General features: G+C 64.3%; 26 protein-coding genes. 23 read left to right on the top strand and 3 right to left on the bottom strand.

The window, feature by feature from the left end:
• Window positions 1-11 precede the first annotated feature (11 nt).
• Together CBI38_RS26585 and CBI38_RS26580 are read right to left on the bottom strand one after the other, a co-directional pair.
• On the bottom strand, window positions 12-1,373 hold the full coding sequence (locus CBI38_RS26585) for an MFS transporter (RefSeq protein ID WP_109333615.1): 1,362 nt from the start codon (window positions 1,371-1,373) through the stop codon (window positions 12-14).
• A gap of 85 nt (window positions 1,374-1,458) precedes the next feature.
• The gene (locus tag CBI38_RS26580; RefSeq protein WP_109333613.1) at window positions 1,459-2,289 is read right to left on the bottom strand and encodes an SDR family oxidoreductase; all 831 of its coding nucleotides are present in this window, start codon (window positions 2,287-2,289) and stop codon (window positions 1,459-1,461) included.
• Window positions 2,290-2,389: 100 nt separating this feature from the next.
• On the opposite strand from CBI38_RS26580, the gene CBI38_RS26575 reads away from it, so the two are divergent.
• The 8 genes from CBI38_RS26575 (at window position 2,390) to CBI38_RS26540 (ending at window position 11,790) form a co-directional block, all read left to right on the top strand.
• The gene (locus CBI38_RS26575; protein ID WP_109333611.1) at window positions 2,390-3,205 is read left to right on the top strand and encodes an enoyl-CoA hydratase/isomerase family protein; all 816 of its coding nucleotides are present in this window, start codon (window positions 2,390-2,392) and stop codon (window positions 3,203-3,205) included.
• Window positions 3,206-3,254: 49 nt separating this feature from the next.
• Window positions 3,255-4,292, top strand: a complete 1,038-nt coding sequence (locus CBI38_RS26570) for an LLM class F420-dependent oxidoreductase (protein WP_109333609.1) — start codon at window positions 3,255-3,257, stop codon at window positions 4,290-4,292.
• The gene (locus CBI38_RS26565; protein WP_109333607.1) at window positions 4,289-5,788 is read left to right on the top strand and encodes an acetyl-CoA acetyltransferase; all 1,500 of its coding nucleotides are present in this window, start codon (window positions 4,289-4,291) and stop codon (window positions 5,786-5,788) included. The genes CBI38_RS26570 and CBI38_RS26565 overlap by 4 nt, the downstream gene beginning before the upstream one ends.
• Before the next feature lie 85 nt (window positions 5,789-5,873).
• Window positions 5,874-6,191 carry a hypothetical protein gene (locus CBI38_RS26560; protein ID WP_109333605.1) on the top strand — a complete coding sequence of 106 codons (318 nt, stop codon included), beginning with the start codon at window positions 5,874-5,876 and terminating at the stop codon, window positions 6,189-6,191.
• Window positions 6,188-6,640 carry a Zn-ribbon domain-containing OB-fold protein gene (locus CBI38_RS26555; RefSeq protein ID WP_109333603.1) on the top strand — a complete coding sequence of 151 codons (453 nt, stop codon included), beginning with the start codon at window positions 6,188-6,190 and terminating at the stop codon, window positions 6,638-6,640. Before CBI38_RS26560 ends, CBI38_RS26555 begins: the two co-directional genes overlap by 4 nt.
• Window positions 6,637-7,830: a thiolase C-terminal domain-containing protein gene (locus tag CBI38_RS26550; RefSeq protein ID WP_109333601.1), complete on the top strand. Its 1,194-nt coding sequence runs from the start codon at window positions 6,637-6,639 to the stop codon at window positions 7,828-7,830. Before CBI38_RS26555 ends, CBI38_RS26550 begins: the two co-directional genes overlap by 4 nt.
• Window positions 7,831-7,853: 23 nt before the next feature.
• Window positions 7,854-9,326: an aldehyde dehydrogenase gene (locus tag CBI38_RS26545; RefSeq protein WP_109335382.1), complete on the top strand. Its 1,473-nt coding sequence runs from the start codon at window positions 7,854-7,856 to the stop codon at window positions 9,324-9,326.
• A gap of 34 nt (window positions 9,327-9,360) precedes the next feature.
• The gene (locus CBI38_RS26540; RefSeq protein ID WP_109333599.1) at window positions 9,361-11,790 is read left to right on the top strand and encodes a CaiB/BaiF CoA transferase family protein; all 2,430 of its coding nucleotides are present in this window, start codon (window positions 9,361-9,363) and stop codon (window positions 11,788-11,790) included.
• Window positions 11,791-11,869: 79 nt separating this feature from the next.
• Here the strand turns inward: CBI38_RS26540 and CBI38_RS26535 are convergent, their stop codons facing one another.
• Complete coding sequence (locus CBI38_RS26535; protein ID WP_109333597.1) at window positions 11,870-13,108, bottom strand: cytochrome P450; 1,239 nt, start codon at window positions 13,106-13,108, stop codon at window positions 11,870-11,872.
• A 401-nt stretch (window positions 13,109-13,509) separates the two neighbouring features.
• On the opposite strand from CBI38_RS26535, the gene CBI38_RS26530 reads away from it, so the two are divergent.
• The 15 genes from CBI38_RS26530 (at window position 13,510) to CBI38_RS26460 (ending at window position 26,407) form a co-directional block, all read left to right on the top strand.
• Window positions 13,510-14,892: an MFS transporter gene (locus tag CBI38_RS26530; RefSeq protein ID WP_204164827.1), complete on the top strand. Its 1,383-nt coding sequence runs from the start codon at window positions 13,510-13,512 to the stop codon at window positions 14,890-14,892.
• A gap of 172 nt (window positions 14,893-15,064) precedes the next feature.
• Window positions 15,065-15,541, top strand: coding sequence for a cupin domain-containing protein (locus CBI38_RS26525; protein ID WP_109333593.1), 477 nt, complete (start codon window positions 15,065-15,067; stop codon window positions 15,539-15,541).
• Window positions 15,542-15,575: 34 nt separating this feature from the next.
• A complete protein-coding gene (locus CBI38_RS26520; protein ID WP_230989978.1) occupies window positions 15,576-16,766 on the top strand; it encodes an LLM class flavin-dependent oxidoreductase in 1,191 nt (396 codons plus the stop codon).
• Window positions 16,767-16,816: 50 nt separating this feature from the next.
• A complete protein-coding gene (locus CBI38_RS26515) occupies window positions 16,817-17,638 on the top strand; it encodes a mycofactocin-coupled SDR family oxidoreductase (protein WP_109333589.1) in 822 nt (273 codons plus the stop codon).
• A 74-nt stretch (window positions 17,639-17,712) separates the two neighbouring features.
• Entirely contained in the window at window positions 17,713-18,195 is a 483-nt protein-coding gene (locus tag CBI38_RS26510) for a Zn-ribbon domain-containing OB-fold protein (protein ID WP_109333588.1), read from the top strand.
• The gene (locus tag CBI38_RS26505; protein WP_109333586.1) at window positions 18,192-19,367 is read left to right on the top strand and encodes a thiolase C-terminal domain-containing protein; all 1,176 of its coding nucleotides are present in this window, start codon (window positions 18,192-18,194) and stop codon (window positions 19,365-19,367) included. The genes CBI38_RS26510 and CBI38_RS26505 overlap by 4 nt, the downstream gene beginning before the upstream one ends.
• An 18-nt stretch (window positions 19,368-19,385) precedes the next feature.
• Entirely contained in the window at window positions 19,386-19,874 is a 489-nt protein-coding gene (locus CBI38_RS26500; protein ID WP_109333584.1) for a lipocalin-like domain-containing protein, read from the top strand.
• The gene (locus tag CBI38_RS26495; protein ID WP_230989977.1) at window positions 19,871-20,398 is read left to right on the top strand and encodes a hypothetical protein; all 528 of its coding nucleotides are present in this window, start codon (window positions 19,871-19,873) and stop codon (window positions 20,396-20,398) included. Before CBI38_RS26500 ends, CBI38_RS26495 begins: the two co-directional genes overlap by 4 nt.
• Window positions 20,382-20,696 carry a hypothetical protein gene (locus CBI38_RS26490; RefSeq protein ID WP_109333580.1) on the top strand — a complete coding sequence of 105 codons (315 nt, stop codon included), beginning with the start codon at window positions 20,382-20,384 and terminating at the stop codon, window positions 20,694-20,696. The genes CBI38_RS26495 and CBI38_RS26490 overlap by 17 nt, the downstream gene beginning before the upstream one ends.
• 11 nt (window positions 20,697-20,707) lie before the next feature.
• Window positions 20,708-21,244: a flavin reductase family protein gene (locus CBI38_RS26485; protein ID WP_109333578.1), complete on the top strand. Its 537-nt coding sequence runs from the start codon at window positions 20,708-20,710 to the stop codon at window positions 21,242-21,244.
• On the top strand, window positions 21,244-21,906 hold the full coding sequence (locus CBI38_RS26480) for a TetR/AcrR family transcriptional regulator (protein WP_109333576.1): 663 nt from the start codon (window positions 21,244-21,246) through the stop codon (window positions 21,904-21,906). Before CBI38_RS26485 ends, CBI38_RS26480 begins: the two co-directional genes overlap by 1 nt.
• Window positions 21,907-21,999: 93 nt before the next feature.
• Entirely contained in the window at window positions 22,000-23,415 is a 1,416-nt protein-coding gene (locus tag CBI38_RS26475) for an aldehyde dehydrogenase family protein (RefSeq protein WP_109335381.1), read from the top strand.
• 46 nt (window positions 23,416-23,461) lie between these two features.
• Window positions 23,462-24,652 carry an aromatic ring-hydroxylating oxygenase subunit alpha gene (locus CBI38_RS26470; protein ID WP_109333574.1) on the top strand — a complete coding sequence of 397 codons (1,191 nt, stop codon included), beginning with the start codon at window positions 23,462-23,464 and terminating at the stop codon, window positions 24,650-24,652.
• Between the two features lie 85 nt (window positions 24,653-24,737).
• Window positions 24,738-26,087 (top strand): MFS transporter, encoded by a 1,350-nt coding sequence (locus tag CBI38_RS26465; protein WP_109333573.1) that lies wholly within the window; start codon window positions 24,738-24,740, stop codon window positions 26,085-26,087.
• A 167-nt stretch (window positions 26,088-26,254) separates the two neighbouring features.
• The gene (locus CBI38_RS26460; RefSeq protein WP_418328290.1) at window positions 26,255-26,407 is read left to right on the top strand and encodes a DUF1059 domain-containing protein; all 153 of its coding nucleotides are present in this window, start codon (window positions 26,255-26,257) and stop codon (window positions 26,405-26,407) included.
• Window positions 26,408-26,448: the final 41 nt, after the last annotated feature.

The following is a 26,448-nucleotide window of genomic DNA, read 5'->3' as shown; positions in this document are numbered from 1 at the left end:
CGGTGCTGTCGCTAGGCAGTGACCGGCGTTCTGTCGTCGTCCCGCTTCACCGCGGACGACGAGCGGGAACGAGACAGGACGGTTGCCCCGAATCCGAGCAGCGAAACCACACAGATCAGGAGGCTTAGCCATACCGTGGTGTCGTCGAATGCCAAGGCTACCGCGATGACCGGAACGAACGCCGCGCCGAGAGCGTTGCCGGCCTCACGGCCGAGACCGAGGCCACTGTAGGCGTGCTGCGTGTGGAACAGCTCGATGACGTAGGCGCCCATCGGACCGAAAATGGCGGCGACTCCGATGCCGTTGCCTGCCGCCATGACCACCCAGTACAGCAGCGGGGGTGTTCCGACGCCCGACAACAGCGAGATGCCGACCCAAGCGAACACGGCGCTGTACAGGAATCCGAACATGATCACCGGTGCTCGGCCGACCCGGTCCGACAGGGAACCGAACATCGGGATCAGAATGGCATTCGCGAGCTGCGCGGCGATCAGGCCGATCAGGACCTCGGTGCCGCCGAAGCCCAGCTGATTCTTGCCGAAGGTGCCCATGAACACAATGTAGAAGTAGCCGATGCCGGTCTGACCGATGGTCATCACGAGCACGGTCAGAAGTGCGCGCGGCTGCTGCCGGATCACATCGAAGATCGGCGTTTTCGAAACCGTGTCGCTTTCCTCGATCGCCCGGAATGCGGGTGTTTCGGGCAGGCTGCGGCGTAACCACAGGCCGTAGGCGAGGATGACGACGCTGCACAGGAACGGGATACGCCAGCCCCAGGCGAGGAAACTTTCCGGGGACATCAGGGATGACACCGTCAGCAGAGACAGCGTGCCGAGCACGCCGCCGAGCGCCGCACCCATGCCGGGCAAGGAGCCCATCAATCCCTTCTTCTTCGCGGGCGAGAATTCGACGGCGACCAGAGCCGCGCCGCCGTACTCACCGCTGGCGCCGATGCCCTGCAGGATTCGGAGGAACACCAACAGAGCCGGTGCGAGCCAGCCGATCTGGGCGTAACTCGGCAGCAGGCCGACGAGCAGCGTAGCGACACCCATCAGGACGAGGGTGAAGACGAGAATTCGTTTTCGGCCGATGCGGTCGCCGAGGCTGCCGAGGATCACCCCGCCCACCGGACGGACCAAGAATCCGACCGCGAAAGTGCCGACCGCCTGCAGCGTCCCCAATAGGGGGCTCGAGCCGGTGAAGAACACGGAGGCGAAGACCACCGACGCGGCCGAGGCGTAGAGGCTGAAGTCGTAATATTCGAGCAGGGTGCCGACGAAGGCGGCGCGACTTGCGCGTCGTGAGTCCGCGCGGGAGGGTCCGGAGTCTGCATCCACGGAGATTTCCGCTGCTGTGGTCGTACGTTCGGTCATGCGAAACCTCGCGTTGTGAGTGCTGGGCGAAGTGCCCGAATCATGAGTGACGCAGGCCACATTAACCTATTAACTTTAGAATTGTCTATTGGAGCAACGTCGACGCAGCCTTCGCCTCTTCCCGGTAGTTGGACGGCCACTTCTTGCCCAGTGTCAACCCACCGTCGACCCCGAGGGACTGTCCGGTGACGAACGTGGAGTCGTCGGAGGCGAGGTAGGCGGCGGCTTGTGCGAGGTCTTCCGGCTCACCGGCGCGGGGAATGGGCTGGAAGTTCGTCAGGCTGCGCCGCACGGCATCGACGCTGCGGTCGAGCGCGTCGTCCTCGAGGCCGGCGCCGTGGCCGACGATGCGGGTGGCGACACCTCCGGGGATCAGTGCGTTGACTCGGATCCGGTATTCGGCCAGCTCCACGGCGGCGGTTCGGGTCAGTTGCAGCACTGCGGCTTTCGCGGCGCTGTACGGGTGCGGTCCGAATCCGGTACGGACGCCTGCCACGCTCGACACATTGATGATGCTGCCCGACCCCTGATCGCGCATCACGCGCGCGGCATGCTTGGTCCCGAGGAACGCACTGCGAGCGAGCATCGCGAACCCGTTCTCCCACTCGTCGAGCGATGTGTCCTCGAGGAAGGTCCACGCGCCCACCCGGCCGGCGTTGTTGACCATGCAGTCGAGCCGGCCGAACCGATCGACGGCCAGTGCGACCGCGGCCTCGACGTCGGCCTCGGTGCGTACATCGGTGTGCAGGTAGGCGCCACGGTCGCCGAGGCCGGCGGCGACGGCCTGGCCCCGCGGGTCGTCGATGTCGGCCACGACGACGCGGGCTCCGCGTTCGGCGAACGTGCGGGCCGTGGCTGCGCCGATTCCGCTCGCGGCTCCTGTCACCACGGCGACCTTGCCGTCGAGGTTCGTCATCGTGGACTCCTTCGGTTGTGTTCCGGGCTCGGTTCCTTGAGCTTTTAATCTAAAACCATTAGTCTGCGTCTGTCGAGTACCTCGTCCCTGGGAGAGCACTATGTCCGACGCGAAACTGATCTTGATCGAGCGGCCGCGGCCGGGCATTCTGCTGATCCGGCTCAATCGCCCGGACGAGCTCAATGCCATGAATGTCGACCTCATCGAGGAGTTGCACGAGGTGCTCGCCCAGGTGCGCGATGATTCGCTCACCCGCGCGATCGTGCTCACCGGTGAAGGCCGTGCCTTCTGTGCCGGTCTCGATCTTCGCGGATACGGCACACCGCCGGGCGCAACCGAGGGTGAGGGCCGGGCCCAACTCGGACTGCGGGTGCAGAAGCACATCGCCGGCCTCGTCGACGCATTCCGCAGCACCCGCGCGCCGATCATCGCGGCCGTCAACGGTGCGGCAGCCGGGGGCGGCATGTCGCTGGCCCTCATGGCGGACATTCGCATCATGTCCGAGTCGGCGGTACTGCACGCCGCGTTCATCCGCCGCGGCCTGTCGAACTGCGACATCGGAATGAGCTGGCTCCTGCCCCGCATGATCGGCTTCTCCCGGGCGGCGCAGATCATGCTCACCGGCCGGTCCATCGACGCCGCCGAGGCCGAACGCATCGGTCTCGCCTCGTCCGTCGAACCCGCAGACACGGTGCTCGAGGTGGCACTGGACACCGCCGAGGCCATCGCGCAGAACAGTCCGTTCGGGGTCTGGATGACCAAGGAAGTCATGTGGTCGAACCTGGAGGTTCCCAGCATGCGCGCCGCCATCGACCTCGAAAACCGCACCCAGATCCTCAGCTCGTTGACGCGCGATCACAGGGAGGCCGTCGTTTCGTTCCTCGAAAAGCGCGCGCCCGAGTTCCAGAACCACTGACCACATTCCGACCGATTCGACGGCACACAGAGAAGCAGTGAGTAAAAGTATGAGAGTGGGAATCGCCGCAGGGTATTGGGGATCGGGCCCGCCGCGCAATGTCGAAAGAATGCTCGCCGAGGCCGAGGCCCTCGGCGTCGACAGCTTCTGGACCGCCGAGACGTACGGCTCCGACGCACTGACACCGCTCGCGTGGTGGGGAGCGCAGACCTCGACGATCAAGCTCGGTACTTCGGTGTGCCAGATGTCGGCGCGCACTCCGACGGCGCTGGCAATGGCCGCGCTGACTCTCGATCATCTCAGCGGTGGTCGCGTGATCATCGGCATCGGTGCGTCCGGACCGCAGGTCGTCGAGGGCTGGTACGGGCAGCCCTACCCGCGGCCTCTCGAACGCACCCGCGAGTACATCGAGATCATGCGGCAGGTGTGGGCGCGCGAGAAGCCGGTGACCTACTCGGGGCGGCACTACCAGCTTCCCGTCCAGGACGGTTCCGGCTTGGGCAAGCCACTGAAGTCGATCGTCCATCCCCTGCGGGAAGATGTCCCTGTCTACATGGGCGCCGAAGGTCCGAAAAATGTGGCGTTGGCCGCCGAGATCGCCGATGGCTGGACGCCGCTGTGGTTCTCGCCCAAGAGCGACGAGTTCTACCGCAAGGCACTGGCCGAAGGCTTCGCACGGGATGGAGCTCGCCGCACCGCCGAGGACTTCGAGATCGCGAACGTGTGCTGGCTCGTCGAGAACGACGACGTGGAAAAAGCCGCCTCCCGGCTCAAGCCGACGGTCGCGTTGTATGCCGGCGGCATGGGCGCCAAGGGCGCCAATTTCCACAACGACGTGTTCGCGCGCATGGGTTGGGGCGAGGTCTGCGCCGAAATCCAGGAGCTGTACCTGAGCGGTCGGCCCGACCTTGCGGCCCAGGCCGTCCCCACCGCGATGGTCGAGGATGTTGCGCTGATCGGTCCCGCGGACAAGATCATCGAAGAGATCGAAACCAAGTGGAAGAACACGTGTCTGACCACTCTCATTCTCGGTGGGTGGCCCAAGCCGGAGAACCGTGAGCGCATCCTCGCGGCGGTGCAGTCGTGACCCTGCAGTCGAAAACAAGTCTGGACCCGAGAACCCCGGTCCTGGTTGGTACCGGCCAGACCAGCGAACGCGAGGGCGGCGTGGAGCCCGTCGATCTGATGGTGCGCGCGGCGCGTGCAGCCGCTGCCGACGCGGGATCGACGCGCCTGCTCGAACTCGTCGATTCCGTCCGGGTGGTCGGGCTGCTGTCGTGGCGTTACCGCGATCCGGGCGCGCTCGTGGGTGCGCGGATCGGCGCGACCGTGCAACACACCGGCTACTCCGGTAACGGCGGAAGCACGCCGCAGGTGCTCGTCAACGGGGCTGCCGAGGACATCGCCGCCGGGCGAGCCGATGTCGTGCTCATCGGCGGCGCCGAATCGTGGCGGACCCGCACCAAGTTGCGGGCACAGAAGCTGCGCCCCGACTGGACGGTGCAGGACGAGTCGGTGCCCGCCGCTGACATCCTGGTCACCGACGTGCCGATGGCGGCAGAGAGTGAACGCCGCATCGGTCTGGATCGGCCCTCGTATGTCTATCCGCTGTTCGAGCAGGCGCTGCGAGTATCGGCGGGACGTTCACTCGAGGAGCATCGGGAGGTCGTCGGTGGGTTGTGGTCGCGGTTCAGCAAGATCGCGGCGACGAATCCGAACGCGTGGGTGCAGCGCGAATACACCGCTGCGGAGATCTCGACGCCGTCGCCCGACAACCGGATGATCTCCACGCCCTATACCAAGCTGCTCAATTCGAACAACATGGTCGATCAGAGCGCGGTGCTGCTGATGTGCTCGGTCGAGACCGCGACACGACTTGGTATCCCGCAGGAGAATTGGGTGTTTCCGCAGTCCGGCACCGAGTCGCACGATACGTACGCGATCGCCGAACGTGAGGCACTCGACGGCTCCCCGGCAATACGCATCGCGGGGGCGAGGGCCCTCGATCTCGCCGGTATCGGACTGGACGAGGTTGCGTACGTCGACGTGTACTCGTGCTTCCCCTCGGCGGTGCAGGTCGCGGCGAAGGAGTTGGGGCTCGCGCTCGATGATCCCGGCCGGCCGCTGACGGTGACCGGTGGGTTGACGTTCGGCGGTGGGCCGTGGAACAACTATGTCAGCCACTCGATTGCGACGATGGCGACGCGGTTGCGCGAATCTCCGGGATCGTACGGTTTGGTGACCGCCAACAGTGGTTACCTCACCAAGCACGCCATGGGCGTGTACCGGACCGAACCTCCCGTCGGCGGGTTCAAGCGTCTGGACGTGCAGGCCGAGGTCGATGCGCAGCGCACGACGAGAGCGCTGTTGTCCTACGCGGGCAGGGCGTCGGCGGAATCGTGGACTGTGGTGTACGGCCGCGACGGCTCCCCGGAGCGCGGTTTCCTCGCGGCCCGCACCGCGACGGGGGAGCGGACCCTCGCGGTCACCACGGACGCCGAGGATCTCGTCACCCTCACCGAGGTCGATATTGCCGGTCAGCACGTCTCGGTCTCGGAAGAGGGGCACTTCCGCTTCGCGTGATCTTGACGCCCTTTTAACTAATGTCATAAGGTTAATGCATTGACGGACACGGCATGCTCGTGTCACGAAATCGAGGAGTTTCCAGATGTCTGTCGAAGACTTTCGCGCACTGTACGAACAGCATGTCGGCCGCGTTGTGGCCGGAAACATGAAGGGCGCTCTCGCCGACATGGTGAAAGAGAACATTCCGCAGGTTTTCGACGGAGTCGACACCCCCCGCGAGGCCGCGCAAGGCTTCGAGATCAAGGATGTGCGCGCCGAGGGCAACCGAATGGTCGGCGAAACCGTCTATGACATGGGTGACCGGTCGATCGGGCTGCGCTCGATCTGGGAATGGCACGACGGACGCTGGCTCGCGGCGGCGCTCGAGAACTTCCCTACCGGCTCGGAGGCACACGCATGACAGCAACAGAGCCCGTCGTGGAACCGTGGGGCCCCACACCCGACGGACTCGATGGACCGTACTGGGACGGGCTGCGCGTCGATGAGCTGCGCCTTCAGCGCTGCAACGAATGCAGCACCTGGATCTGGGGCCCGCAGGCCATCTGCGGTCATTGCCACAGCTTCGACCTCGGATGGGAAACCGTCGAACCGTCCGGCACCGTCTACAGCTGGAACCGCAGCTGGTACCCCTACATGGACGAATACGCCGACCGGCTGCCGTACGTGACGGTGTTGGTGGAACTGCCGCAGGCCGACGGCCGGCGGGTGCTGGGCATACTCGCCGACGACGTCGAAACGAACCCCGAGATCGGCGACCGGGTCGTCGGAGTCTTCGAACACTCCGAGGGCGCCCCCTGGCCGTTGCTGCGCTGGCGTCGCGCCGCGACCGCAGAAGGAGAAAAGGGATGAGCGCCAACATCATGCGCGGCGCGGCGGCAGTCGTCGGCGTCGCCGAACAGCATTACAAGCGCGGTGAAGCCCCGCACAGCGAGAAGCGCATGACTCTCGAAGTCATCCTCCAAGCGTGTGCCGACGCGGGTATCAGCCCCCGCGAGATCGACGGCTTCGTCTCCTACGCGGGTGGCGCCAACGACGGTGCCATCGTCGGCGGCGCATTGCTGATCGACGAACTCCGTTGGTCGAACATGATGTGGGGCGGTGGCGGCGGCAGCGTCGCAGCCGCCATCACGAATGCGGCCACTGCGATCGCCACCGGCCAGGCAGACTGCGTCGTGGTGTATCGCGCGATGTCGCAGGCCGATACAGGCCGGCTCGGATACGCGAAGTACCACTACGGCAGTCACTTTCTCGCCCACGGCATCGGCTCGCCCGCACAGATCTGCGCGATGCGCACTCAACGGATGCTCGAGCACGGCGGAGTGCCGCGCACGGCCATGCGTTCTCTCGTCCTCGCGTCGTATCAGCACGCGCAGAGCAACCCCACCGCTCAGGGCTACGGACGGCCCCTCGACGAGGAGGCCTACGAGAACTCACGGTTGATCGCCGAGCCGTTCCACCTGTTCGACTGCTCCAGGGAAAGCGATGGCGCGGTCGCGCTGGTACTCGTCTCGGCCGAGCGAGCCAAGACCCTGCGTTCCGACCCGGCGTATCTCCTCGCGGGCGCGCAAGGTGCACCGGGCGGATACTCGGAACTGATCGACAACGATCTCGGCGAGCAGTACATGAGCGCGGGATTCGGCCCGGCCAACAACGGCAAGCCCGGTGTCGCCGAAAGGCTCTGGTCGGCAGCGGGTCTCGGTCCGGACGACGTGGACGTGGTTCAGGTGTACGAAAACTTCAGTGGCCCTGCCGTGGCGGCGCTGATCGATCACGGTTTGTGCCCGCCGGGCGAGGCTGCCGGCACATTCATGACCGTCGAGAACCTCACCGCGCCGAACGGCAAGCTTCCCCTCAACACCAGCGGTGGCAACCTCGCCGATTCGTTCATCAACGGCCTGAACCTGGCGGTCGAGGCGGTCAGGCAGATCCGCGGCACCTCGACCAACCCGGTGGACGGCGCGAAGACGTCGCTGTTCATCGGCGGCCCGATGGCACCGCTGGTGAGTTCGGTGCTGTTCGGCCACGAAGAGACCCTGTGACCGCCCTTTCCGAAAGGCATGACATGAACGACCGTGACACGACACGCGGTGACAACGCCACGGACAGGAATGAGCTGTTCATCGGTGGCCGTTGGGTGGCACCGAAGTCTGGAGGCACCGTCGATGTCATCGAGGCAGCCACCGAGAAGGTACTGGGCACCTCCGCGATGGCGTCCGAAGCCGACATCGATGCGGCCGTCGCGGCCGCACGCACCGCACTGAGTGGTCAGTGGAGCGCGCTGACCAACGTCGAGCGGGCCGATCTGCTCGACAAGTTAGCTGCCGCCCTCAAGTCACGTGGTCGGGACACGTCCCGCCTGGTGAGCCGGGAGAACGGTATGCCGATCGCCCTTTCGGGCGCTGTCAACGGTTTCGGCCCCGCAGCCATGATTTCGTACTACGCAGCCCTGATTCGCGATGCGCCCAACGAGGATGTGCGGCCGAGCGCCTTCGGTGGCCGCACCGTCGTGCGTCGCGAGCCGGTGGGTGTGGTCGCGGCCATCACGCCGTGGAACTACCCGCAACCGCTTGCCGCGATGAAACTCGCTCCTGCCCTGGCGGCGGGATGCACGGTGGTGCTCAAGCCCGCCCCCGAGACGGCGCTCGACGCGTTCGTGTTCGCCGAGGCTGCGGTCGAGGCCGGTCTCCCCGACGGCGTGGTCAACGTTGTGCCGGCCGGCCGGGACGCCGGCGCCTATCTGGTTTCCCATCCGGGAGTCGACAAGGTGGCGTTCACCGGATCCACCGCGGCCGGTCGCGCCATCGGTGAAGTGTGTGGCCGGTTGCTGCGTCCGGTCACTCTCGAACTCGGCGGCAAGTCCGCGGCGATCGTCACCGAGCGCGCCGATCTCGACGTGTTCGTTGAGAATTTGCTCGAAGTGTCGCTGGTGAACAACGGTCAGACCTGCCACGCGAGCACCCGGATCCTCGCCTCCCGCTCCCGGTATGGCGAGGTCGTCGACGCCGTCACCGAGACCGTGCGGGCACTGACCGTCGGCGATCCGCTCGACAAGGCCACCGAGATCGGCCCGCTCGTCTCGGCCGCGCAGCGTGACCGCGTCCTCGGCTACATCGAGGCAGGCCGTGCCGAGGGCTATCGCATCAGCACGGGCGGCGGCACACCCGCCGCGCAGCCGCAGGGGTGGTTCGTCGAGCCGACCGTGTTTGCCGGCGTCGACAACTCCGCGCGCATCGCGCAGGAAGAGATCTTTGGCCCGGTGCTGACCATCACCGCGTACGACGGTGAAGATGAGGCCGTCGCCATCGCCAACGACTCCGAATACGGCCTCGGTGGCACGGTCTGGACCACGGACGAACAGCACGGTCTGGATCTGGCGGCTCGAATTCACAGCGGCACTGTGGGAGTGAACTACTACGCCCTCGACCTCGACGCGCCGTTCGGTGGCGTCAAGTCGTCGGGGCTGGGCCGCGAGCTCGGCCCGGAGGGACTGGCACCGTACTTCACCTCGAAGTCGGTGTACTTCGGAACTCGCTGACCATAGTCCGCGACGAGCACACACTTTGGAGCGCATGATGGCACTACCTCTGCAGGGTGTCCGGGTATTGGAGCTGACGGACGGATTCGGGGACACGGCGGGGCGGTTTCTCGCCGACCTCGGCGCCGAGGTCGTCCGCGTCGAACTTCCGGGAGGATCGGCCTCGCGCACGGCCCAGCCGATACGGGACGGTGTGAGCATCCCGTTCGCGCTGCGCAACTCCAACAAGCGCGGCATCGTGCTCGACCTCGACACGGACGACGACCGGGAACGGCTGCGCTTGCTGGCACAGCGCTCGGACATTCTCCTCGAGTCGTTCCCGCCGGGCTTTCTGGCCACCCGTGGGGTGGGCGCCGCAGACCTGTGCCGCGTCAATCCCGCGCTCGTGGCCGTGTCGATCAGCGGTTTCGGTCAGAGCGGTCCGTATCGCGACTGGGCGGCGACCGAGCAGGTCCTCTACGCGCTGAGCGGTGTGCTCTCGCGCTCCGGTGAGCCGGGAGAGGCCCCGCTGCTGCCGCCGAACGGGCTGATCGACGAATCGGTGGGTGTTCATACGGCATGGTCCGCGCTGCTCGCCTACTACGACCGCTTGCATACCGGCCACGGGCAGTTCGTCGATATCTCCGCGTTCGAGGTCATCGCGCACGGTTTCGACCCCGGATTCGGTGTGCAGGGCTCCGCTGCCGCGGGTCGATCCGAGGACTTCCCCCGGGGCCGGCCTGATGCGGCCAACTTCTACCCGGTGTATCGGTGCGGCGACGGGCAGGTGCGAATCTGCCTGCTCGCGAAGCGTCAGTGGCAAGCGATGTACGAATGGTTGGGTCGGCCGGAAGAATTCGCGGATCCGAAGTACGACACCATTCCCGCCCGATTCGCCGCATCCGAGCGGCTCAATCCGCTCATCGAGCAGCTGTTCAGCACGTACACCCGTGACGACCTCGTCGCGGAAGGTGCTGCCCGCGGAATTCCGATCGGCGGCCTCAACACGGTGGCCGAGGTATTGACCACCGAGCACTTCGCTGCGTCCGGTACGTTCGTCGACGCCGAAATCGCTTTCGGTCTCACCGCTCGGGTCCCGTCCGGTTACGCGAAGATCAACGGCGAACGCGCCGGATTGCGCTTCCGTGCACCGCAGCTCGGGGAGCACAACGATCTGGTTCTCCGGTCCGCCGGGGTCGACGCCTGCGTTTCTATACCCGCACCGCAGCGCGAGCCGGGTGCACGTCCGTTCGAGGGGCTTCGGGTCCTCGATATGGGTGTCGTGGTGTTCGGCGCCGAGCTCGGGCGCCAGTTCGCGGACAACGGTGCCGATGTCATCAAGATCGAGAACTCTCAGTTCCCCGACGGGCTGCGCCAATCCAAGCGCGGCGCTGCGCTCGCGGCATCCGTCGCCTGGGGCCATCGCAATCGTCGCAGCCTCGGGATCAACCTGCGCAGCCCCGAAGGTATCCGCATCTTCAAGCGACTGGCCGAGGAAGCGGACATCGTGCTCGCCAATTTCAAGCCCGGCACCCTTGCTTCGATGGGTCTGTCATATGACGAGCTCGCCGCGATCAATCCGCGCATCATCGTGTCGGAGAGCAGCGCCTTCGGCAGTGTCGGCCCGTGGAACAAGCGACTGGGCTACGGGCCGTTGGTTCGGGCAGCCTGCGGCGTCTCGGCGCTCTGGCGATACTCCGATGCTTCCGACGGACTGTGTGACGGCTCGACCGTCTACCCCGACCACATCGCCGGACAGGTCACCGCAACCACCATTCTCGCCACGTTGATCCACCGGCTGCAGACTGGACGCGGTGCCGCCATCGAAGTCGCCCAGGCCGACACCGCGATCGTCCAACTCGGGAACCAGCTCGTCGCCGAACACCTCGCGCCGGGCTCGATCAACGCACCTGGCAATTCCGATCCATACTCGGCGCCCTCCGGGGTGTACCCGTGTGCGGGTGACGACGAGTGGTGTGTCGTCACCGTCCGCGACGACGCCGACTGGGTCGCACTGTGCGGCGTGCTCCGACGCCCCGACCTCGTCGACGATCCGCGGTTCGCCACCCCCGAGTTCAGAATTGCGCACCGGGCCGAGGCCGACGAGGTGCTGGCGCAGTGGCTGCTGCTGCACACGCCGACCGAAGCGATGGAGACGTTGCAGGCCGTCGGGATACCGACCGGCGCGATGATCCGGCTGCCGGACCTGTTGACCGATCCGCACCTGACCGCGCGGGGTGCCTACACCGAGCTCGAACACGAGCTGCTTCCGGCGCCGCTTCCGACGGCGAAGCAGGTGGCGCACTTCGCGGCCTTGCCGGACTGGCCGCTGCGGCAAGCACCCCTGGCAGGTGCGCAGACACGGGCAATCTGCGAGGAAGTGCTCGGACTGAGCACAGTCGAGATCGATTCGCTCGTGCACGACGGTGTGCTGCAACCGCCCGCGGACGATCCAGCGCTGTCACCGGTCTCCTCCACGGTGTGACACAGCAGAAAAGGTCCCCGGATTTCTCCGGGGACCTTCTACCGTTCGGACTGCGTTCCCGCGACCGGGTCGCCGGAGATCAGTGCGGCGACGGCGTGAACGTGATCGGTAGCTTCTCGCATCCGCGAACCTGGGACGAATGGAAGACCGCGGGGTTGTCCGGAACCAGCGCGTAGTCGGGAATCCTCCTGTGGATCTCCTCCATCGCGAGTCGCAGCTCGAGCCGCGCGAGATGGGAGCCGAGGCAGCGGTGCGGCCCGGCGCCGAACCCGATGTGTCGGTTGGGGTGCCGTTCAATCTGTAGCTCTTCAGGGCTGTCGAACTCGTCGTCGTCGCGGTTGGCGGACGTCATGACGACCAACAGTTGATCGCCGGCCTTGATGGAGACACCACCGATCTCGGCATCCCGGGTCGCGCGACGCCCGCTGCTCGTGGCAGTTTCGATCCGCAGGATCTCCTCCACTGCCGACGGAATCAGCGTCGGGTCGTCGATGATCGCCTCGCGCTGCTCGGGATTGTGCGACAGGTGAATCAGCCCCCAGGCGAGAGCACCCTGGACGGTGTGCAGTCCCGCGACGAGCAGCAGGAAGAACATCCGGCTCAGTTCCTCGTCGGTGAGTGGCCGAGGCGTTCCGTCGACGTCGAGCGGGGTGTTGATGATCTGCGCGGTGAGGCTCTCGGAACTGTCTTCACCGGATCGAACTCGCGCGACGACCTTCCCGAAGTACTCGTAAATCTCTCCGGCCGCCTTCGCGCGCGCCTCGGCCGATTCCACCTCGCTCGCCCCGGGGATGCCCTGCAGGGTGATGTCGGTCCACTCCGTGAACTGTGGCGCGTCGCTCAGCGGCCATCCCATGAGCGCAAGGAAGATTCGAGTCGGCAGCTCGTGTGCGAACTCCGAGATGAACTCGCATTCGCCTTTGTGGGCGAATTGGTCGATCAACTCGGTGATTATTTTCCGGATCTCGGGCTCGAGCGCCTTCATCTGCTTGGGGCTGAACAGCGGCTGCAGTGCCTGCCGGTAGTAGCTGTGTTCCGGCGGATCGAGTTCGAGCGGAAGGAACTTGCCCTGCGCGGCATTGAGCAGATTGTTCGGAAAGCTCGAGAACGTCTCCGGATCCTGGAGTACCTGAAGCGCTTCTTTGTACCGCGTGACCACCCAATGGCCCCCGTGATGCGGGGAGTAGAGGACCGGCCCTTGCTTGCGCAGCGCGGCCACGCGCTCCTGGAACACGTCGGAGGGCACGGCCAGGGACGGGTCGTACACATCGAAGTCGGTGATCAGATGTTCGGGAAGATCGAGCTGTGTCGAGGTCATCGGGATCCTTCGCGTAGGGGAGCGGCCCGAAAAGCGCCCGCGGATGGCCATTGCCCGGAAAGGCCGGGACGAGTGCTGTCGCCGCGGGGTGAGGGCTGGGGTGAGTAGGCGAATCGCCTTGCGATGAAGGTAGATCAGCGATTACCCGCGGTCAACCGTGAGTTCCTGAAAAGCCCGATCCGCAATTCCGGAAAAGTGCGCGTTGCTTGACGAGTTAACCGATAGCATTTAGATTAAGCGCATGTGATCCGCAGCACTGCGATCCATGGGTAGTCGTGTATCACGGCTCGGTATCCGTCGGCCTGATCATGTCTCGATGGGCCGAAAGCATTGTGGGAAAACTTTCATGTCGAAGATCCGGAACGGGTCGATCGACCCCATCTCACAGAAGGATCACTGAATTGACTTCATCTGTCAGGATCACGGAGATAATCGACCGTGCTCCCGTGTCTCGATTCCAGTGGCGGGCGATAGTCATCTGCTTGGCACTGGCATTCGCTGACGGTTTCAACGTGCTGTCGATCGGCTATGCCATTCCGAGCCTTGCGGATTCATACGGTGTGTCGCCGGCCGATTTCTCGATTGTGGTGATGGCTGCACTGGTCGGCGAGATTCTCTCGAACTTTCTGATCGCTCCACTGGCGGATCGATACGGGCGCAAGCGGATCATGGGCCTCGGGATCCTCGTCTTCGGCCTCGCTGCCATTCCCTCGTTCTTCGCTACATCGGTCCTGGCGCTCGCAGTGTGTCGTTTCGTTGCAGGGCTCGGGATCGGTGCTGCCGTGCCGAACGGGTTCGCGTTGGGTAACGAATACTCGCCGTCCCGATTGAAGGCGACTACTGTCACCGTGCTGAGTTCCGGCACGGCGGTCGGCGGGCTCGTCGTCGGAGTGATCGCTTCACGGATCGTGCCCGTGCACGGCGGGGAGGCGCTCCTCCTGGTCGCGGGAATCGTTCCTCTCATCATTCTTGTCGGCACATGGCGTTGGCTGCCCGAGTCCGTCGAATTCCTGGCCAAGCTGGGCCGCACCACGAAGGTTGCGACCATTCTGGACAAGATCGACACCCGCACGCCGCACAGTGCCTACACCGAGTATCTCCTGCCCCCTCAGCCGGTCGGCGCGCGTGTTGCCGCGCTCTTTGTGAAGGGCAGGGCGACCCTCACCGTCCTCATCTGGTCGATGATGTTCTTTGCGCTCTTCGGTAGCTATTTCGTCCTCAGCTGGCTGGCCACGATTCTCACCGACAACGGGGTGCAGGATAGTGCTGCACTACTCGCGACATCGTTGGCGACCCTGGGTGGCATCGTCGGCGCACTGGTGTTGGGCGTTGCCATGGACAGAACCCGGATCGGAGTCGCCGCTGCAGTTCTCGGTCCCCTCGCCACCATAGCGTCGGTGTCGCTGCTGGCATGGATCTTGACGGGTGGTGGGTCGACCGCCGCTGTGGGCGCCCTGTGCTTCACCCTCGGCTTCGGCGCGATCGGGCTGGCGGCGGCTCTGACGTCGGTCGCAGCGCAGGCATATCCCACAGCGGTACGTGCGACGGGGATCGGCTGGGCCTTCGGAGTCAGCCGGATGGGTGGCCTGTTCGCGCCGGCGCTGGGTGGGGCTTTGCTCGCCACGAGTATGGCGAGCGCGACAGTTCTCCTGTTGTCTGCGATCCCAGCGGCCATTGCAGGGCTGCTGGTGGTGTGCTTCGCGGTCACTCTGCGTCGCAGGAAGGGGTCTGGGGGACCGGTTGATGCCGAATCCTCCTCCGCGAGCGTCCTGGTATCGGGCTGACTGCAACGAAGGCCTGTCCGGGCTTGTCGATCCAACCGAAAGGCATTAGATTAAAAGGATGTGATCCACGGCACGGGCGATTCAACTTCCGTGGACTTGAACGATGTGAAGTCTTTGCCGGGCGGGAAGGTCGAAAGTTGACCGGTCTCGGTATCATTCCGAAGGGCATTACATGAGCTTTCGCCGCGTTATCGCTGCAGAACAGAACGGTACAGCCGTGCTGGTCGCCGACGAGACGATCGAGAGAATCGACGCCGCAGGCCTCGACCCGATCTGGCGTTCCGATGCCATTCCAGAGGTACCCAACGCGGGCCACGTGCCCGAAACGGTCGGATTTCCCGCTCCCGGTGGCGTCTGGGTGATCGGCTGGGTGCTCGAGCCCGGACGGGTCGGCGACAGTGACAACGGAATCGTCGAAATGGACGACGATGCGCCCGGATTCCACCGCACGGATTCCGTGGACGTGCACGTGCTTCTCGAGGGCTCGCTCGTCCTCGAACTCGACAGCGGAGCGGAAATCGAACTGAACGCCGGCGACACGGTGGTCGTCAACGGCAACAAGCATCGGTGGCACAACCGTGGAGACGAGACGGCACGCGCCATCGTCACCATCTGCGGCGCCGCACGCAACGACCGACAGGAGATATGAAATGGAGCCGAAAGCTGGCAATAACGGGTCGGCCGTGAAGAATGCAACGGCCTCGAGGAAGGCACCCCTGCGGTGTGGAGTGTTCCTTCCGCCGTACCACAACCCTCGGCGTAACCCCACGATGGCGATCGAACAGGACCTCCGCCATGTCGAGGACCTCGATCGGCTCGGATTCCATCAGGTGTGGTTCGGGGAGCATCACAGTGGTGGGTACGAGGTCGGGCCCTCGCCCGAGTTGATGATTGCCGCAGCCGCGCAGCGCACGTCGCGTATCGAGCTGTGCAGTGGCGTCATATCCCTTCCCTACCACCATCCCTTGATGGTGGCCGATCGCATCACCTTCCTGGACCACATGACCCGTGGCCGCATACGTATCGGAGTCGGGCCGGGTGCGCTCGTGGCCGATTCGCAGATGATGGGCATGGACTACAACGTGTTGCGGCCGCGGATGGAAGAATCCCTCGACGCCATCCTGGAATTGCTCAACACACCGGGACCCGTCGACCGGAAGACTGAATGGTTCTCTCTCGAGGACGCGCGAGTCCAACTCGGCCCCTACTCGTACCCGGGGGTACCGATTACTGTGGCGGCCGCGATGTCGCCGTCGGGCCCGAAGCTGGCCGGCAAGTACGGGCTCGGCCTGCTGTCTATCGGGGGGACGAGCGCCAAGTCGGTCGAGTTGCTCTCCCAGACCTGGGATATCACCACCCACGAGGCGAATGTGTACGGGCAGAGCGTCGATCGGAACGATTGGGCGATCGTCGGCAACATCCATATCGCCGACACCTTCGAGCAAGCCGTCGAAGACACCCGGTACGGGCTGCGCGACTTCATGGACTACCGCCACGTCGTCACCCCGATGAAAATGATCGAACCGGGTGAAGAAGTCGCGCACGAGGAACTGGTCCGGCGTGTCAACGAGTCCGGATACGGCTGCATCGGCGATGCGAACGATGCCATCGACTACATCCAGAAGATCATCGACCGCACTGGTGGATTCGGCACCTTCCTCGCGACAGCACACGACTGGGCAGACATCGAGGCAACCTCGCGCATGTACCGCATCCTCATGCGCGACGTCATGCCCCGATTTACAGGCACCTGCGAACCACTGCTGAACTCCTACCACTGGACACAGGCACGCAAGGAAGGCTTCAGCGAGCGCTTCGCGACCGGCATCAGCCAGGCGACACAAGACTACGAACGCGCGAAGAGCGCAGGCTAGTACGTCCGGGCAATTCCTACATCACTACCCACTTCACATCAGGAGAATCGATGACCTCTCTCGACGGACTCGACGGAAAAGTTGCAGTCATCACCGGCGGTGCACGAGGACAGGGCCGCTCACATGCGCTCACACTTGCCGGTGCGGGGGCCAAGATCGTGGTCTGCGACATCGCGGCACCGATCGACGAGGTTCAGTATGCACTCGCGACATCGGATGATCTCGAGGAGACGATCCAGCTCGTCAAGGAAGCCGGTGGCGAAATCGCCGGCATGCAAGCGGATGTCCGGAGCAGTGCAGACATGAGGGCTGTCGCGGATTTGGCCGTCTCTCAGTTCGGACGTATCGACATCCTGCTGGCGAACGCCGGCATCCATGATCACGCCGAGTCGACGATCGAGATCGAAGACGACGCGTGGCAGACGATGCTCGACGTCAACCTCACCGGCGCGTGGAAGGCCTGCAAAGCTGTCGTCCCCGCGATGATCGAGGGTGGCCGCGGCGGATCGATCGTGATCACCTCGTCGGTCGACGGGCTGGGTGTTTCCCCGTCGTGGGGGCACTACGGCGCCGCGAAGCATGGCCTGCAGGGGCTGAAGGACACCCTCGCATTCGAGCTCGCCGACTACAACATCCGTGTCAACACGGTGAACCCGACAGGGGTCAATTCCCCGATGGCGGCCGGCCTGTCGAAAGTGCTGCCGCACGTGGTGCGGAAGTGGAAGCACAACGACCGCACGAATCTGCTGGACGTGATGATGCTCGAACCGCAGGACATCTCCGACGCCGTGTTGTGGCTTGTTTCCGACGCCGCCAAGTACGTGACCGGAATCGACCTGCCGATCGATGCGGGTTACCTGACCAAGCACTGATCGTCGGGTTCCCCACGGCGCCCGCCTGCAGCAGAAGGAAGCGATATGCCAATTCACGAGAGTGGAGCGATCCGATGACACCGGGTGCCGGAACAGCCCGCGAGTTTCCGGCCACGGCCTTGGCCGGCCCGTACGCAGACGGCCTCGACCTGCCGTACTGGGAGGGTCTGCAGGCGGGTGAGCTGAGGCTGCAAAGGTGCGGAGAGTGTGACCTGTGGATCTGGGGACCGCGGTGGATGTGCGGACGGTGTCAGACGTTCGACCCGAAATGGACTGCAGTGGAACCGGTCGGACGAATCTTCTCGTGGTCGCGGACCTGGCACCCCTTCATCCCGGAGCTTGCCGGCGAATTGCCGTTCGTCACAGTTCTCGTCGAACTTCCGGAAGCCGGCGGACGACGAGTACTCGGTCTGCTCGCCGAGAATGGTGCCGGTGACATTGCCATCGGTGATGCGGTTGCGGGGATCATCCAGCAGCCCGCCGATGCACCCTGGCCGGTGCTGCGCTGGCGCATGGCGAGCACTACCACCGAGACCGAACGGAGAACCGGACAATGACCGATACCTTCCTCCGTGGTGCTGCAGCCGTCGTGGGTGCCAGTGAATTCCATTACAAGCGAGGAGAATCGCCGGACAGTGAGCTCCGGATGACTTTGCGAGCCATCGTCGAGGCTGCTGCTGACGCCGGTGTGTCACCACGCGAAATCGACGGATTCGTCTCGTACGGGGGCGGCGACAACGACGGGACTGTCGTGGGTGCGTCGCTCATGTCGCCCCGGATCCGATGGTCCACCATGATCTGGGGTGGTGGCGGAGGTGGTGCTGCCGCGGCGATCACCAACGCTGCGGTCACTATCGCTGCAGGGCAAGCGCGGTGCGTGGTCGTGTATCGTGCCATGGCACAGCAGGATTCCGGCCGACTCGGATACGCCAAGCATCACTTCGACGGCCATATGCTCCCGCATGGGGTTGGATCGCCGGCGCAAGCCTGCGCGCTGCGCACCCGACGGATGCTCGAACACGACGGTGTTCCGGAATCCGCGATGAGATCCCTGGTTCTCGCCGACTACTTCCACGCGCAGCGCAACCCGTACGCCGCCGCGTACGGCCGTCCGCTCGACGAAGCCGAATACGAAGCATCCCGGATGATCGTCGAGCCCTACCGGCTGTACGACTGCTCACGGGAGAACGACGGGGCTGTGGCGCTCATCCTGGTCGCCGCCGACCGCGCCGAGGAACTTTCACCCAGTCCGGCCTACGTGCTGGCCGGCAGTCAGGGTGCGGTCGGCGGATACGCCGTCGACAGCGAGAACGATCTCGACTACACCTCGGCCGGATTCTCCGGAGCCGCCGGAGTTGCCGAAACCTTGTGGGCGGATGCCGACCTCCGTCCGGACCAGGTCGACGTCGTCCAGGTATACGAGAACTTCAGTGGCTCGGGTGTGGCTGCACTGATCGATCACGGTCTGTGCCCACCCGGTGCCGAGGCCGGCAAGGTCATGACACTCGAGAATCTGACCGCCCCGCACGGGCTGCTCCCGGTGAATACCAGTGGTGGAAACCTCGCGGATTCGTTCGTCAACGGAATGGGTCTGGCAGTCGAGGCCGTGCGCCAGGTGCGTGGAACCTCCACCAACCAGGTTCCCGATGCGCAGGTCTCGCTCTTCATCGGCGGGCCCATGGCCGCATTGTCGAGCTCGGTCCTTCTCTGCACGCGCGACGTGCTGTGAGCTGAAAGGAAGCATGACATGAGCACTGACACCGACACCGAAGGCGTCTCGATCGCCGAACGAATCGTCGGGGCCTGGGAACTGGTCGAGTACTCGACGACCTCGAACAGTGGGAAAGTCGACTACCCCCTTGGTCCCGAGGCCCGCGGATTGATCATCTACTCGGCGGACGGGTTCATGTCGGCACAGATCATGCGCCCTGGCCGAACACCGTACCGCTCGCGAAACGTCCACAGTGGCGAGATCAGCGAACGAAGCGAGGCCGCCGGGGGTTACCTTGCGTATTCGGGGCCCTACCACGTCGACGAGGATGACTCCGCCGTATGGCACGAGATGGCGGTATCGCTGTACCCGAACTGGCTCGGTGAGAACCAGAAGCGGCATGTGCGCTTCGACGGTGACCGGATGACCCTGTCCTCGGATCCATTGGTGTTCCGCACCACGACCCTGTCACCGGCACTGGTGTGGCGACGAACCGCACCCCATACGGGACGGACCACGTCGTGAACGGGGTACAGCTCACCGTGGCCGTGGACCTGTCGACGCCAGACGCGCCGGTCGACAGCACCATCGTGGTGCGGCGCCAGGATGACGCCCGCACAGTGCGAATTACAGCCCCGAACCTTCGAGAGGCGCAGAAGAAGCGTGCCCACATTCGGGCCGCGGGCGACACATCCGGCGGCCGGGTCGACGTACTGCTCGACGTCGTCGTCCATATCGCGCCGGACGCTCGCACCGCGCGCTTCGAAGCCGGCGCAGGACAGAGGCGCCCGTCGGCAACTGGCATGACGGAAGGCGACACCGTCGTCTACGTCGGAACGCCGAGCGGCCTGGCAAGTCTGATCCTCGACATCCGCGCGGCCGACATTGCCGACGGCGTCACTGTCGTTCCTGCTGTCACGGAGAGGAACACACGCGATGCATGTGTGCAATTACTGCTGGATGAAGTGCTGCCCATCCTCGATGCCCGCAGCCCTAGCTTCCACCACACCACCATGAACAGGGGAGGAACCCATGCGAATCGTGGTTGACGAGATTTCCGGCAAGTCACAGTTCCGGCTCGAAGACGCCGACGAGTTCGGCTCCCTCCATATCGAATCGGCCGACCCGAAGTGCAGAATCTGGGCAGACCGACTCTCGGCCCTCGGCCGACCGTCCGGCGCCCAGCAGGTCTTTGTCAAACCGGACACGATCCGCGCCCTTGCGGGGGAGCAGGCATTGGACCCGTCGTGGTCGAAACGATTCGAAGCAATGATCGAGTTCGCTGATCACCGCGGATGGCTCAGTCCCGCAGGTGAAATCAGGGTGCACATCGCACTGAGAGTATGAGAGGACCATACGTGTCGACACGATCGGACAGCAGCACACAATCGGTTGTGAACCCGCGGGCGCTTCGCGACGTTCTGGGACACTTCTGTTCCGGCGTGACGGTGGTGACGGCGATGGTGGGCGACGAACCGGCCGGGTTCACCTGCCAGTCGTTTTCGGCATTGTCGCTGGATCCGCCCCAGGTCTTACTGTGCCCGAATCGGCGTTCGACGAGCTGGCCGGCGATCCGTACCGCCGAGACATTCTGTATCAACGTACTTTCCTCGGGTCAACGCGACCTCAGCGACCGCTTCGCGAAATCGGGCGGACCCAAATTCGCCGGAGTGCAGTGGCGACCGGCCGAGCGCGGCGCGCCGATTCTCGAGGGGGTGGCAGCATGGTTCGAGGTGGCGCTCACTGCGGAGCACGACGGTGGAGATCACCTCATCGCAGTTGCCGGCATGCTCGATTTCGGGTCCGATCCAGTGACGGAGCCACTGGTCTTCCATCGGAGCCGATACGGCGGGGTCGTGGAGCTGAATCTCGGATCGATCGAAAGTGGGACATGATGGGGAGACCGGCAAAGCCTCTGATCAGCCGGAGTGCGACCGTCGCGGCAAGCATCGAGATCATCGACACCGAGGGCATGGATGCGTTCAGTCTGCCGCGCGTGGCCAAACAGCTGAACGTAAGTACCTCCTCGTTGTACCACCACTTCGCTGATCGTCGTGAGCTCATGACCGAGGTGGCGAAGGAGCTGATGACCGGGGCGACGGTGCCCGAGTATTCGTCCGGTACGGACTGGGTGGAGTGGTTCGTCGAACTCAGCCTCAATTACCGCGACGCAATCCTTCGTCATCCCAATGCCGCCCTCGTGTTGGTGCAATTTCTTCCCCGTGATGTCCTGACCCGGACGTATGAACGGTGTGCGCGAATCCTCGAGGACGGGGGCGTTCCGGCGCAACTCCAGGTGGTGATACTGGACGGTCTGGAGAAACTCGCTCTCGCAACCACTCTGAGCGATCTCATGCGCGATCCGGTCGGCAGCACAGAGGTCTTCCCTAAGGTCGACGAGCGTAGACACCCGACCCTCGCCCGCGCGCTCGAGGCCAACCAGTGGTCGTCGCGCGAGCTTTTCGTGGTCACCATCCGCGGATTCCTTGCCGGGGTGCTGGGTCTAGCGACCACGCCGGTAAGCGACGAAAGCCTGCGAGATCTGCTCGGATCATGACTGTGGAGTCGCTGCACCGTGGTGCTTTTCGGTAATCGAGCGATTCGAGGCATCGGCAATTTTCATCAACTCAATTCTACGGGGAGAACCATCGTGAGTTTGGAACTATATGTGGATGGCACGTGGATCGCGTCCACGAGCACGGAGCGAATCGACGTCGTCAACCCGACAACCGAAGAGCGCATCGGGAGCGTCCCCGCCGGAGCTGCCGAGGATGTCGATATGGCGGTCGCTGCCGCACGACGGGCCTTAGGCAAGTGGTCGCAGACCGCCCCGCACACGCGGGCCGAGTTCGTGTCGCGTCTGGCCGACGAACTGGAGCGGCGACAGGACGACATCACCGACATCGTCGTCTCCGAGGTCGGCACCCCACGCAGGGTCGCTCGGTGGGCCCAGGTCGGACTGGGCATCGTCGACCTGCGGGAGGCAGTGACCGCGGCGAAGCACTTCCCGTGGGAAGAACCGCTCCGCAACTCCCTTATCGTGCGTGAGCCGGTCGGCGTGATCGGATGTATCACGCCCTGGAACTACCCACTGCACCAGATCACCGCCAAGATCGGCGCCGCGCTCGTGGCCGGGTGCACGGTGGTCGTCAAGGCCAGCGAGGTTGCTCCGTTCACCGCCCACGCTCTGGCAGAGGCGGTCGAAGCGGTCGGGATCCCGGCCGGAGTTTTCAATATGGTGCACGGGTATGGTCCGATTGTGGGTGAGGCCATCGCCGTTCACCCGGACATCGACATGGTCAGCTTCACCGGATCGAACTCGGTTGGTAAGCGAGTGCTGGAACTGGCCGCCGGGACCGTGAAGCGGGTGTCGGTCGAGCTGGGCGGCAAGAGCGCCGCGGTGCTGCTCGATGACCTCGATGTCGAGGAGTTCGCGAAGGCCGTGCCGCACACCGTGCGTGCCTGCTACATGAACGGCGGGCAGTCCTGCAACGCGCAGACTCGCCTGCTCGTACCGCGCTCGCGCCTGTCCGAGGCAGAGAAGCTCGCCGCAAAGGCGGTGGCGGCATATGCCCCGGGCGATCCCACGAGCGGCGACACGAAGCTTGGACCCATGGTGACCGCAGCTCAGCGCGAGCGGGTGCTCGGCTACATTCGTGCCGGCGTCAAGGAGGGCGCGAAGCTGGTCGCCGGCTCGGTCGACGCACCTGCCCGTACCGGATTCTTCGTCGAACCCACAGTGTTCTCCGAGGTGGACCCGGACAGCACGATCGCCCAGGAGGAAATATTCGGTCCGGTGCTGTCGATCATTGCGTACGACACGACCGAGGACGCGATCGAAATCGCGAACGGAACGATTTTCGGTATTGCCGGCGCTGTGTGGTCCGCCGACCCCGAGCGCGCGAAGTCGGTGGCGCGCAGACTGCGTGCAACGCAGATCGAGGTCAACGGTGGAAAGTTCAATGGCGCAGCACCGTTCGGCGGATTCAAGCAATCCGGCCACGGGCGTGAGGGCGGGGCATTCGGCCTCGAAGAGTTTGTCGAAATCAAGAGTCTGCAGCTTTAGCGACGTTCTTGTGGGCCCCGCAGCGGTCCCCGAAGGAGTGAGCACCATGGTCTACACCGATCTGCCGTACGACGAGGAGACGAAAGCGGGTTTTGCCCGGGCGATGTTCGATCACCTCGACAACGGCACCACCGATATGGCACCAGAAATCCTCGAGGTAGATCCCCGCGTCTACACCGATCCGGAACTGGCGGCGCGGGAGCGCAGAGAACTGTTCGGGTATGTGCCGATCATCGCGGCACACAGCACCGAACTGCCCGGAAACAACGACTTTGCGACCGTCCAGCTGCCGAACAACGAAGTTGTTCTCGTTCGGCAGGCAGACGGGAGAGTGCGTGGCTTCGTGAACACCTGCCGGCATCGAGGAGCGCAACTCGTTCCCGAGGAGAAGGGTTCGAAGCGCATCTTTTCGTGCCGCTACCACGGGTGGGCGTACGGCAGCGATGGCAGGCTGCGGTCGATCGCGGACGAGCATACGTTCGGGACGGTTGATCGTAGTTGCATGAGCCTGCTGGAGGTTCCGGTCGAGGAACGGCACGGCTTCGTCTGGGTCATCGACTCCGCCGCGGGTGATCGCGAGATCGACATCGCGGAGTGGCTCGGCCGAGAGTTCGACGAGTCCCTCGCCGCCATGGAGATGGACAAGTACCACTGCCATATCGCCCAGAACTTCGACGTGGACATCAACTGGAAGGTGTTGATGGACGCCTTCCTCGATGGCTACCACATCACCTCGACGCATGCCGGAACCGTTGCCCCGTACTTCTACAACAACGCGCAGGCATGGGAGCCGATGGGCAGGCACGGACGAATGGTCACCGCTCGCAAGAGCATCGACTCGGTCCGCGACGTAAAACCCGAGGATGCCCCCATCGATCGGCATATCACCGTGGCGCACTTTCTGATGCCCAATATGTCGGTGCTCCGTCAACCGGATCACTTGGAGGTGCTCAACTTCGTCCCCGCCCCGGGCACAGCCGTCGGGACTCGGATGCAGATGCGTTTGCTCACTCGGGAGCCGGTGGTGACGGACGAGCAGAAGGCGCGGTGGGACAAGAACTGGAAGATTCTGATGGCCGTGCTACGCGACGAGGACCTCGTGGTCAACGTGGGCCTGCAGAAGTCTGTCGCGAATACAGATGTCGGACCCCTTTATTTCGGGCGCAACGAGATTGCCAACCAGCACTTCCACCAATGGATGGGGCGCGCGTTCGCAGATCCGCGCAAGTGGGGCTGAGCTCCTTCGCACCCATGGTGAACGCGCGCCACTCGCGCAATCACCGAAACCGAACCCCGATACACACGACCCGAAGGAACCCAACATGTCGCAGATTCCTGTCCCGGGGAAGGAAAGGGCCGTCTCGGGGGCCCGATCCGTGGTCCTCACCTGCTTGGCTATCACCATTCTCGATGGTGTCGACCTCATCATGTTCGGCGCGGTCCTGCCGACGTTGCTCGAAGTAGAACAGTGGGGGATCACCACTGCATCGGCGGGGTTGATCGGCAGCCTCTCCCTGTTCGGAATGATGGCCGGGGCGATGCTGGCCGGCTACATCACAGATCGCATCGGGCGACGACCCGTGGTACTCGCATGCATCGTGAGCTTCAGCCTGTTCACCGGGTTGTGCGCCATTGCGCCGAACCTGGAATCATTCGGCCTGTTCAGACTGCTGGCCGGCCTCGGCTTCGGCGGAGCACTCCCCACCTTGATCGCGCTCACCCAGGAATACGTCAAGGTCGACCGACGACAGTTCTACAACGGTGTGATTCAAACGGGTTTTCCCATCGGCGGGTGCGTCGTCGCGATTGCCGCCATCTTCATGATCCCTGCCTTCGGCTGGGAATCGATGTTCGCAGTGGGCGGCCTTCTCGGTGTCGTGTTGTTTGTCATCGCGTACCGAAACCTGCCCGAATCGATTGCCTTCCTCGCAAGCAAGGGGCGGCACGACGAGGCCCGAGAACTGGCACAGCGCTATTCCATCGATGCCGGCGCCGAATCCGGCATGGCACTCGAGAAATCGAAGAGTGAAAGTACCGGCTCCCCGTCGGGCTTTCGGCTCCTGTTCGCCCCCGGCTACAGGATCGCGACGATCATGTTCCCGCTCATCACTTTCTTCGGCCTTCTCGTCTCATACGGCATGAACACCTGGATCCCTCAGATGCTGAGGTCCTCCGGCTATGACCTCGGGTCTGCATTGACATTCCTGCTGGCCTTCAACATCGGCAGCGGGTTCGGCATGGTGGTCATCACCGGTCTTGCGGATCGGCTGGGATCGCGTCCCGTCATTTCCGTGAGCTTCGTCTTCGGGGCACTCGCAGTGTCCGCCCTGACTCTGCAACCGGCACAGGCACTCGTGTTCGGACTCGTTCTCGTGATCGGCTTCTGTGCCTCTTCGACGACGGGCGTCTATGGATTCGTCGGAGTCTTCTACCCGGCGGCCGCGCGTGGCACGGCACTCGGGCTGGCAGTGGGTCTCGGCCGGCTCGGCGGTGTCTGCGGTCCCATACTCACCGGAATGATCATGAGCTCTGCACTCGGAGCCGACTGGGCCTTCTATGCCTTTGCGTTCGCCGGAGTGGCTGCCGCCGTGCTGGTGTCGTTGGTTCCGCGGAAGAACATGGCCGCGTCCGAGTCGGACGTGTCTGTAGAGAAGACCACGGAGCCCGCCTGATCACGACTGTTCCCGATGCGATCGAGCCGGCGCGGGGGCTTGTACAACCTACGTGCATTAGATAACCTTGTGTGACGTCGAACATGTTCGGGGGACTGTCGAACTTCCCGGTCGCCGACGTGCTGTGAGCGTCCGACCGCACGAGAGGCACAGAAAGGTTCACCGAGATGAGAATGAAGACAAGACTGAGCTGTCCGTGTGGCGCCGCGATCACCGGCAGCGACGAAGACGACCTGGTGATGAAAACCCAGGAGCATTTGAGCGAGTCGCATCCGGGCATGGAGTACTCACGCGACGAAATTCTGTTTATCGCGTACTAGCACCGCTGTATCTGCGACACACGGCTATCCGGTCCCATCTC

It is taken from the genome of Rhodococcus oxybenzonivorans (assembly GCF_003130705.1).
Taxonomy (GTDB): Bacteria; Actinomycetota; Actinomycetes; order Mycobacteriales; family Mycobacteriaceae; genus Rhodococcus_F; species Rhodococcus_F oxybenzonivorans.
Note: the sequence above shows the minus strand (reverse complement) of the source record. Positions and strands in the feature narration are given on the sequence as shown.

Excerpts from the sequence above, each read along its gene's own strand:
- CBI38_RS26585 (WP_109333615.1), bottom strand. The coding sequence starts at position 1,373 with ATGACCGAACGTACGACCACAGCAGCGGAAATCTCCGTGGATGCAGAC.
- CBI38_RS26580 (WP_109333613.1), bottom strand. The coding sequence starts at position 2,289 with ATGACGAACCTCGACGGCAAGGTCGCCGTGGTGACAGGAGCCGCGAGC.
- CBI38_RS26575 (WP_109333611.1), top strand. The coding sequence starts at position 2,390 with ATGTCCGACGCGAAACTGATCTTGATCGAGCGGCCGCGGCCGGGCATT.
- CBI38_RS26570 (WP_109333609.1), top strand. The coding sequence starts at position 3,255 with ATGAGAGTGGGAATCGCCGCAGGGTATTGGGGATCGGGCCCGCCGCGC.
- CBI38_RS26560 (WP_109333605.1), top strand. The coding sequence starts at position 5,874 with ATGTCTGTCGAAGACTTTCGCGCACTGTACGAACAGCATGTCGGCCGC.
- CBI38_RS26555 (WP_109333603.1), top strand. The coding sequence starts at position 6,188 with ATGACAGCAACAGAGCCCGTCGTGGAACCGTGGGGCCCCACACCCGAC.
- CBI38_RS26550 (WP_109333601.1), top strand. The coding sequence starts at position 6,637 with ATGAGCGCCAACATCATGCGCGGCGCGGCGGCAGTCGTCGGCGTCGCC.
- CBI38_RS26545 (WP_109335382.1), top strand. The coding sequence starts at position 7,854 with ATGAACGACCGTGACACGACACGCGGTGACAACGCCACGGACAGGAAT.
- CBI38_RS26540 (WP_109333599.1), top strand. The coding sequence starts at position 9,361 with ATGATGGCACTACCTCTGCAGGGTGTCCGGGTATTGGAGCTGACGGAC.
- CBI38_RS26535 (WP_109333597.1), bottom strand. The coding sequence starts at position 13,108 with ATGACCTCGACACAGCTCGATCTTCCCGAACATCTGATCACCGACTTC.
- CBI38_RS26525 (WP_109333593.1), top strand. The coding sequence starts at position 15,065 with ATGAGCTTTCGCCGCGTTATCGCTGCAGAACAGAACGGTACAGCCGTG.
- CBI38_RS26515 (WP_109333589.1), top strand. The coding sequence starts at position 16,817 with ATGACCTCTCTCGACGGACTCGACGGAAAAGTTGCAGTCATCACCGGC.
- CBI38_RS26510 (WP_109333588.1), top strand. The coding sequence starts at position 17,713 with ATGACACCGGGTGCCGGAACAGCCCGCGAGTTTCCGGCCACGGCCTTG.
- CBI38_RS26505 (WP_109333586.1), top strand. The coding sequence starts at position 18,192 with ATGACCGATACCTTCCTCCGTGGTGCTGCAGCCGTCGTGGGTGCCAGT.
- CBI38_RS26500 (WP_109333584.1), top strand. The coding sequence starts at position 19,386 with ATGAGCACTGACACCGACACCGAAGGCGTCTCGATCGCCGAACGAATC.
- CBI38_RS26490 (WP_109333580.1), top strand. The coding sequence starts at position 20,382 with ATGCGAATCGTGGTTGACGAGATTTCCGGCAAGTCACAGTTCCGGCTC.
- CBI38_RS26480 (WP_109333576.1), top strand. The coding sequence starts at position 21,244 with ATGGGGAGACCGGCAAAGCCTCTGATCAGCCGGAGTGCGACCGTCGCG.
- CBI38_RS26470 (WP_109333574.1), top strand. The coding sequence starts at position 23,462 with ATGGTCTACACCGATCTGCCGTACGACGAGGAGACGAAAGCGGGTTTT.
- CBI38_RS26465 (WP_109333573.1), top strand. The coding sequence starts at position 24,738 with ATGTCGCAGATTCCTGTCCCGGGGAAGGAAAGGGCCGTCTCGGGGGCC.
- CBI38_RS26460 (WP_418328290.1), top strand. The coding sequence starts at position 26,255 with ATGAGAATGAAGACAAGACTGAGCTGTCCGTGTGGCGCCGCGATCACC.